Origin of the sequence: Levilactobacillus suantsaii (genome assembly GCF_004115745.1) — a bacterium.
In the GTDB taxonomy this organism is placed as follows: Bacteria; Bacillota; Bacilli; order Lactobacillales; family Lactobacillaceae; genus Levilactobacillus; species Levilactobacillus suantsaii.
Map to the genome: position 1 here is coordinate 1 of NZ_QXIL01000044.1, position 5,744 is coordinate 5,744.

The window sequence follows — 5,744 nt, forward strand, 5'->3', positions numbered from 1 at the left end:
ATATTCAGACAACACACCAGATTAAACGCCGCAACTAATAAAACAACAAAAAAGATCTCCCACACGAGGAGATCTCCAAAGGATAGAAACTATCCTTCAACACCATTTGACAAACTTCCTTAAAAAATGGCTGTGATTGCTCGCCGGCAACCACAACCATTTTAAATGTTTAGCTTACTTGATGAACGCCTTTGTCATACCAACCATGGTAGCAAAGTCTTCCATTTGTTCTTCCGTTAAGGAGAAGGAAAGCATGGTGTGGTGACCACCGCCGGCCTTCATCCATTCCAAGGCACCAGTCTTCAAACCAACCTTAGGTGTCCAAAGTTGCTTAGCAACTGGCAAATTAGGTGTTTCGCCTTCAGGCTTGTTCGCATCAACAGCATAGCCAATCATCTTGAAGCCATCACGGAAGTCCGCAACAGTGACGTCAATGGCGTCGCCTTCAGAACCAGTGAAGACCAAACGAGCTGGGTCAGCTTTACCACCAATATCCAATGGGTGAACTTCAACCCGTGGCTTGTCGGAAGCAATCGTTGGGTCGACTTCCAACATGTGAGAACCAAGAATAGCTTCGTGGCCCTTACGTAGATCCAAGGTGTAGTCTTCCATGAAGGCCGTCCGGTCATTGTGAGACATGATCTTCATCACACGACCCAAGGCAGCGGTCTTCCAATCACCTTCGGCACCGAAGCCATAACCGTCACGAATTAATAATTGAGCGGCTAAACCAGGTAATTGTTCCATTCCCCAGAGGTCTTCGAAGTTCGTGGTGAAGGCAGTGTAACCACCCTTTTCCAAGAAACGCTTGATCCCAAGGTATTGTTGTAATTGAACGCGAACGGAGTGCTTATAAGTTTCAGCATCGTTGTCCCCTTGAACCATGGTGTACTTGGATTCAAGATCAGCGTATTCTTTGTCAATGTCAGCGTCAGAAACCTTGTTGATTTCTTCAACTAAATCACCGATACCATAGTAGTCAACCGTCCAGCCCATCTTGATTTGTGCTTCAACTTTGTCACCTTCAGTAACGGCAACGTTACGCATAGTATCACCAAAACGAGCAACTTTAACTTTAAAGCTTTCGTTGTAAGCAACCGCAACGTCTTCCCAACGTGCGATTTGGTCTTGAACGTCTTCATCACCCCAGTAGCCGTAAACAATCTTGTTGTTGACGTTTAGACGGGCATTGATGTAAGCATATTCGCGGTCACCATGAGCACTTTGGTTCAAGTTCATGTAATCAAAGTCAATGTCAGCATAAGGAATGTTGTTCAAGTATTGCGTTGCCAAGTGCAGCAATGGCTTTTGCAATAATTCTGTCCCACGAATCCAATTCTTGGCTGGGGAGAACGTGTGCATCCACGTAATCACACCGGCAACTTTGTCGTTGTAGTTAACTTCTTTCATGAAGTTAGTGATGCTTTCGGCCGTTGTCATAACATCCTTGAAGACAACCTTGTAAGGCAACTTGCCGCTGGCGTTTAACTTGTCAGCAATATCTTGGGCATCCTTAGCAACGGACTTTAATTGTTCTTCACCATAAAGGTGTTGTGAACCGGTAACAAACCAAAATTCATAATCTGGAACTGATAACATAATTGAGCACTCCTTTTAGTATAATTTGGTTTTAAAATTGGATAACAAATTTATTGACGGGCCGCGTGATCTTTGGAATGAGCATTATTTTGGCCGTAGTAAGCGTTGGCCCCATGCTTACGCAGGTAATGCTTGTCCAACAGATACTGTGGCAATTCCCGATTAGCACGCGTCATTTGAGCGGTGTGATAGTCTTCTTCGGCAACCACTTCCAAAACCTTGGCGTTGTAAACTGCTTTGGCTGGCGTTGGCCCCCAAGCGAAGGGACCGTGTTGACTAACCAAAGAAGCGGGAACGGCTTCGTAATCAATGCCGCGTTCCTTGAAGGTCTTCACGATGGTCTTACCCGTGTTGCCTTCGTAGTCTTCTTCAATTTCTTCCTTAGTCAAGGCATCAGCAGCTGGTACATCGCCATAGAACGTGTCCGCATGCGTCGTGTTCATTGCAGGAATATCCATCTTAGCAGCGGCAAATGACACTGCCCAAGGTGAATGCGTATGAACAATTCCCCCAATATTAGGGAATTCATTGTAAAGTACTGTATGCGTTGGGGTGTCACTGGAAGGATTCATATCTCCTTCAACAACTTCACCCTTTAAGTTAACAACAACCATGTCGCTGGGCTTCAAGTCATTGTAATCAACCCCAGAAGGTTTGATGACAAACAGGCCTTTGTCCCGATCAATACCGGAAACGTTACCCCAAGTAAAGGTAACCAATCCCAATTCAGGCAACTGCATGTTGGCGTCGTAGACTTCTTGCTTTAAATCTTCTAACATTCAATTAACCTCTCTTCTCTTAGTCGCTAATAGCTTCGCCAGCGGCAGCTTCCACTGGCAATCCAGCTTGATAATTCTTGATGAACTCTTGGTAACCAGCAACTCCTGCAGGCTCAGGACTCAACGTCATACTTTCAGGATTCTTGAAGACCTCTTGATCCAAGAAGTCTTCAAGGTTCTCACTCGTTTGACGTTGGGCATAAGCCGCCAAGACAGCCATTCCCCAAGGGCCACCCTCACCAGCCGTACTCATAACCGTGATGGGGATATTTAAAGCGTTAGCCAGTACTTGTTGACCAATTACTGGTGTCCGGAATAAACCACCCTGCGCAATCATCACGTCAGTTTGTACGTGTTCCTCGTTGACCAGGATATCCATTCCAATCTGCAATGGTGCAAATGCTGCATAAAGCTGAGTCAGCATAAAGTTTGGCAGAGAGAACTTGCTGTTAGGCGTTCGAACAAACAGTGGTCGACCGGCTTGAATCTTAGTGATATTTTCACCAGATTGATAACTATAGTTAACCAGCCCGCCGGCGTTAGCGTCTGCCTTAGTTGATTCCAAGAAAAGTGTCTCGTAAAGTCGATCCGGTTTTAGATCAACACCTAACCGTGCAGCAAAGTCACTGAAAATGCTTGCCCAAGCGTTAATATCAGATGAGCAGTTGTTAACGTGGACCATGGCAACTGGTGAACCATCTGGGGTCATCACGATATCAATATCGCGGTAAACCTTCGACAATGTTTTATCCAAAACATTCATGGAGAAAGCTGATGTCCCAACGGAGATGTTACCAGTCCGCTTACGAACACTATTTGTTCCAACCATCCCAGTACCAGCGTCGCCTTCAGGCGGTGCCATAACACTACCGGCTTCAAGGTTGCCACTGGCATCCAATAAGTTAGCCCCTTCAGCGGTTAACTTACCGGCAATCTTACCAGCCGGTAAAATGCTAGGTAGAATGTTCTCAATCTGCCATGGATAACGTTTAACATTATCTAGACTGCTAAACTTATCTAGCATTGCTTGGTCATAACTACCAGTTTTTTCATCAATTGGGAAGACACCTGAAGCATCTCCAACACCCAAGACTTTCTCGCCAGACAATTTCCAAGTGACATAACCGGCTAACGTCGTGATGAAATCAACATTGGCAACGTGGTCCTCATCATTTAAGACCGCTTGGTATAAGTGGGCAATGCTCCACCGTTGTGGAATATTGAAATCAAAGAGCTTGGTTAATTCATCAGCTGATTGGCCCGTAATATTGTTCCGCCAAGTTCGGAAAGGCACTAACAACTCATTGTTCTTATCAAACGCCAAGTAGCCGTGCATCATTGCACTAACACCAATCGCATTAATATGCTTCAAGCTAGCATGATATTTACTTTGAACATCCGCCGCCATTTGCGTATAGCTCTGCTGGATACCGGACCAAACCTCTTCAAGTGAATAGGTCCAAACACCATCCTCAAACTGATTTTCCCAAACGTAACTACCGGAAGCAATCGTATTGAAGTCATCGGTGACTAACACCGCTTTAATTCGAGTTGAGCCTAATTCAATCCCTAAGGAAACCTGCCCCGCCTCAATGGCTTGCGCCGTTTCGACTAAGTTCATTTCGTTATGCCTCCTAAATCATTCAAAAATACTAGTTGTTTTGCGCCGTTTCAGTTTTCTTACCACGGTTAGTACCAGCAGCTTCGATTTCTTCGAGTGAGCGACCACGGGTTTCTGGAACACAGAAACGAACGAAGAGCACTCCCAAGACACAGATAACACCGAAGACAGCAAACACCGCTTCTTGTGACATTGAAGCCGTCATAATTGGGAAGAGTAACCCAACGGCCCATGAACCAATCCAGTTAAAGGATGATGATAAACCAGATGCCCGGCCCCGAACGGCCAGCGGGAAGATTTCACCAACCAGCACCCAAGTTAATGGCGCCCAAGTGAAGGAGTAAAAGGCCACATAAATTGATAAGAAGACCACAATCATCATTGGACTTGCATTTGGTACTAGACTGTTAATCACGGCTGGTAACAGGAAGGACAAAGCCATCACCGTACCACCTAGAGTTAACAACGTCCGCCGATTGAATTTATCAGCAATCCAGATGTACAAGAGTGAACCAAGAACTAACAGAACCCCCTGAACAATTGGCCACATCAATGCAGAACTTGCTGCACTACCAGTTGCCTTTTCAACAATCAATGGAATGTAGTAGAAGATTGCGTTGGCACCTTGGAATTGCTGGAAAGCAGCCACACCAACCCCGGCAATAACCAAGTAACGATACTTGCCGTTAAACAGTGTTGCCCATGAGGTCTTTGCCATGTTACTTGATTCGTTTTGTGCGGTTGCTTGAATTGACTTAACTTCAGGTTCAACTTCTTCTGGTTTACGAACAAATGATAAAACCTGCCGTGCTTCATCTAAACGGTTAGCCTTGATTAAGAAGCGAGGTGATTCAGGCAGCTTAAGAACCCCAGCAAATAAGATAATTGCAGGAACAGCAGCTAGCCCTAACATCAAACGCCAAGAAATGCTTTCTGGTAAATCCTTTAAAACAAAGTCAACAATGTATGAGATCAACATCCCAGAGACAATCATCGTTTGATTAATCCCAGACAAACTCCCACGTAATCGTGCCGGTGCCATTTCTGACATATAGGCTGGTACCAAAGCAGAGGCCGCACCAACAGCCAGTCCTAAAAATATTCTCATGCCAATCAGGTAAAACGTCCCGTTGTTAGGTGAAAATCCACATAGAATTGAACCAATAGCGAAAACCAAAGACGACATTAGAATCATTCGTCGCCGACCAAGTCGGTCAGCTAGCTGCCCAGCAATTGCAGCACCAAAGATGGCACCGAACATCACAGCAGAAGTAACCCAACCAACTAATGATGCATTTGTTAAATTCCAGTCAGTCTTCAGAAAAGGTAGTGCTCCGGTCATAACACCAATGTCATAACCGAACAAGATACCACCAAATGAACCGAAGAAGAAAATAAACTTACTGGAAACATTCTTTTTCTTATCCAATTTTATTCCTCCTAAATTAAGGGGTTTGTCAAAAATAATTGCTTACCCAAGTATTCATCATCTATCGAAAGCCCTTTCAATAATTCGTGACTCCCTGCGCCGGCATGCTTTAGGAATCACAATCTTATGAACCACTTTCATTTATTGAACAAATACATTTTATAATATTTGTACGCATAAATCAACTTGTTTTTTTGGGGTCTAGAATTTTTGGTGTTGGAAAGTATTTCCATTCCAAAAGTACTAGGCCCTTTTTGATAACAAAAAAAGGCATCTAAGCCTCCCTAGTGCTATGCTTTAAGCGACGAAACTCAAG

Annotated in this window: 4 protein-coding genes; all 4 read right to left on the reverse strand. The window is 44.5% G+C overall.

From position 1 onward, the window contains the following. Positions 1-174: 174 nt before the first annotated feature. The 4 genes from araA to DXH47_RS11275 are packed head-to-tail and all read right to left on the reverse strand — an operon-like array spanning position 175 to position 5,428. Entirely contained in the window at positions 175-1,599 is a 1,425-nt protein-coding gene (gene araA / locus DXH47_RS11260; RefSeq protein ID WP_129033404.1) for an L-arabinose isomerase, read from the reverse strand. Positions 1,600-1,649: 50 nt separating this feature from the next. Continuing rightward, positions 1,650-2,378, reverse strand: a complete 729-nt coding sequence (locus DXH47_RS11265; RefSeq protein WP_047020913.1) for an L-ribulose-5-phosphate 4-epimerase — start codon at positions 2,376-2,378, stop codon at positions 1,650-1,652. A 19-nt stretch (positions 2,379-2,397) separates the two neighbouring features. Continuing rightward, a complete protein-coding gene (locus tag DXH47_RS11270) occupies positions 2,398-3,999 on the reverse strand; it encodes a xylulokinase (protein WP_129033405.1) in 1,602 nt (533 codons plus the stop codon). A 31-nt stretch (positions 4,000-4,030) separates the two neighbouring features. Beyond that, the gene (locus DXH47_RS11275; RefSeq protein ID WP_129033406.1) at positions 4,031-5,428 is read right to left on the reverse strand and encodes a sugar porter family MFS transporter; all 1,398 of its coding nucleotides are present in this window, start codon (positions 5,426-5,428) and stop codon (positions 4,031-4,033) included. Positions 5,429-5,744 lie beyond the last annotated feature (316 nt).

Excerpts from the sequence above, each read along its gene's own strand:
- DXH47_RS11265 (WP_047020913.1), bottom strand. The coding sequence starts at position 2,378 with ATGTTAGAAGATTTAAAGCAAGAAGTCTACGACGCCAACATGCAGTTG.
- DXH47_RS11270 (WP_129033405.1), bottom strand. The coding sequence starts at position 3,999 with ATGAACTTAGTCGAAACGGCGCAAGCCATTGAGGCGGGGCAGGTTTCC.
- araA (WP_129033404.1), bottom strand. The coding sequence starts at position 1,599 with ATGTTATCAGTTCCAGATTATGAATTTTGGTTTGTTACCGGTTCACAA.